2 protein-coding genes are annotated in these 2426 nt (G+C 43.8%); one reads left to right on the top strand and one right to left on the bottom strand.

Going from position 1 to position 2426, the window contains the following annotated elements:
• Nucleotides 1–337 precede the first annotated feature (337 nt).
• The gene (gene erpA, locus ACPEH5_RS19920) at nt 338–682 is read right to left on the bottom strand and encodes an iron-sulfur cluster insertion protein ErpA (RefSeq protein ID WP_042848258.1); all 345 of its coding nucleotides are present in this window, start codon (nt 680–682) and stop codon (nt 338–340) included.
• A gap of 212 nt (nt 683–894) precedes the next feature.
• Here erpA and hemL point away from each other — a divergent pair, with 212 nt between their 5' ends.
• Nucleotides 895–2184 carry a glutamate-1-semialdehyde 2,1-aminomutase gene (gene hemL / locus ACPEH5_RS19915; protein WP_042848260.1) on the top strand — a complete coding sequence of 430 codons (1290 nt, stop codon included), beginning with the start codon at nt 895–897 and terminating at the stop codon, nt 2182–2184.
• Nucleotides 2185–2426: the final 242 nt, after the last annotated feature.

Raw genomic sequence — 2426 nt, 5'->3', positions numbered from 1 at the left:
CAGAAATTTTCTAAATAGTTCGAGTTGTGGCAAGGCGGCAAATGAAGATATCTCGGGGAGCATACACAAGTGTGTGACCCGAGTAGCTGAATGAAGCCAACACCGCCACAGCTCGAAATATGACGAAAATTTGGCAAGGCGGCAAATGAAGATACCTCGGGGAGCGCACACAAGTATGTGACCCGAGTAGCTGAATGAAGCCAACACCGCCACAGCTCGAAATATGACGAAAATTTGGCAAGGCGGCAAATGAAGATACCTCGAGGAGCACACACAAGTATGTGACCCGAGTAGCTGAATGAAGCCAACACCGCCACAGCTCGAAATATGACGAAAATTAGACGCTAAAGGACGACCCACACCCACAAGTAGACTTAGCATTCGGGTTCGTCACAATAAAGCGCGAGCCTTCTAAACCTTCAGTATAGTCAACACTTCCGCCAACTAAATATTGTAAGCTCATTGGGTCAACCACAAGAGCAACACCTTGCTTCTCAATGGTCATATCACCTTCATTGATTTGGTCATCAAATGTGAAACCATACTGGAAACCACTACATCCGCCACCGGTAATATAAACACGTAAACGCAGATTTGGGTTATCCTCGTCAGAAACTAGATCTTTAACTTTTATTGCTGCCGCATCAGTAAATTGTAAGGGCAGAGCTGAATCATCACTCATTTTTAGCTCCAAACCGGTAACCGGTAAATTCATGGGAAGCAAAAGCCGCCCCAGATCAATTAATCTAATTATCCGCCACTTGACTAAATCGTTCAAGTGTTGTTACACAATTAGACACATTGTGCATATCTTAGGATCAACATTTGGTTTAATTGAGACAGTGCTTTAGAATGGAGGCAAATTTCTATTTAGCCTCTTTTTGGAGCCCTGCCATGTCGCAATCTGAAAAACTTTATGCACTAGCAAAAGAACAAATTCCTGGTGGTGTAAACTCACCAGTTCGTGCCTTTAATGGTGTTGGCGGAACCCCTTTGTTTATAGAAAAGGCTGACGGTTCATATATTTATGACGTCGATGGCAAAGCCTATGTGGATTACGTTGGCTCATGGGGGCCGATGGTCTTAGGGCATAATCACCCAGTTATTCGTGATGCAGTAATTAAAGCTGTGCATAAAGGTTTAAGTTTTGGAGCGCCAACCGCAGCGGAAGTTGAAATGGCTGAACTCGTCTGTGAACTAGTGCCCTCTATGGATATGGTACGTATGGTGAATTCAGGAACAGAAGCTACCATGAGCGCTATCCGCCTTGCTCGGGGCTACACTGGACGTGATAAAATTATCAAATTTGAAGGTTGTTACCACGGCCATGCAGACTGCTTATTAGTAAAAGCAGGGTCAGGGGCACTCACTATGGGGGAGCCGAATTCTCCAGGAGTCCCTGAAGATTTTGTTAAACACACCTTAACCTGTACTTATAACGATCTTGCCTCAGTTCGCCAAGCATTTGAAAACTACCCTGAAGATATTGCTTGTGTGATTGTTGAACCTGTTGCTGGCAATATGAACTGCGTCCCTCCTACAGCTGAGTTTTTACCGGGTTTACGTGAGCTTTGTGATGAATTCAATGCTGTATTAATCATTGATGAAGTCATGACAGGCTTTCGCGTAGCTCTGGGCGGCGCACAAGACTATTACGATGTTCAACCTGACTTAACTTGTTTAGGTAAAATTATCGGTGGCGGTATGCCTGTTGGCGCGTTTGGTGGCCGACTTGAGATCATGGAAAAACTCGCGCCAATTGGTCCTGTTTACCAAGCTGGTACATTATCGGGTAACCCTGTCGCGATGGCAGCGGGTCTCGCTTGCTTAAAAGAAGTCGCTCAGCCAGGTGTCCACTCACGTTTAAATGAGCTAACAGAAAAATTAGCCCGTGGTTTAAAACGCGTATCCCAAGAACAAGGTATCCCGATGGTAATCAACCATGTGGGCGGTATGTTTGGGGTTTTCTTTACTGATGCACCGACTGTAACTTGCTACCAAGACGTGATGAAGTGCGATGTAGAACGGTTTAAGAAATTCTTCCATTATATGTTAGAGCAAGGCATTTACCTTGCACCTTCGGCTTTTGAAGCTGGTTTTATGTCTATCGCTCACAGTGATGAAGACATTGAAAAAACGATCAAAGCCGCCGAAACTGCACTGATGAAAATTAAAAACAATTAATTTACACTAACATTATAGAGGTGAAGCTATCTCCACTTTCACCTCTATTCTTCTTATAGTTAACGATAGATAACTATATCCTCACGCAATAACTCAAACTGTACTTAGTAATTCTCTAAATAATTCAGCCCGTCGCTAGATGATTAGTGAGCTAGAACTTAAGGTATACAACCGTGTGGGGCTAAATCTAGTGAATACAGCCAACAACGCTAAAAAGTGAAACGTTACGCGGCAATTCTCTA

This window comes from Providencia sp. NPDC089933, from assembly GCF_049545585.1.
Taxonomy (GTDB): domain Bacteria; phylum Pseudomonadota; class Gammaproteobacteria; order Enterobacterales; family Enterobacteriaceae; genus Providencia; species Providencia huashanensis.
The sequence above is the reverse complement of the archived record's forward strand: the minus strand, read 5'-3'. Positions and strand labels throughout refer to the sequence as shown.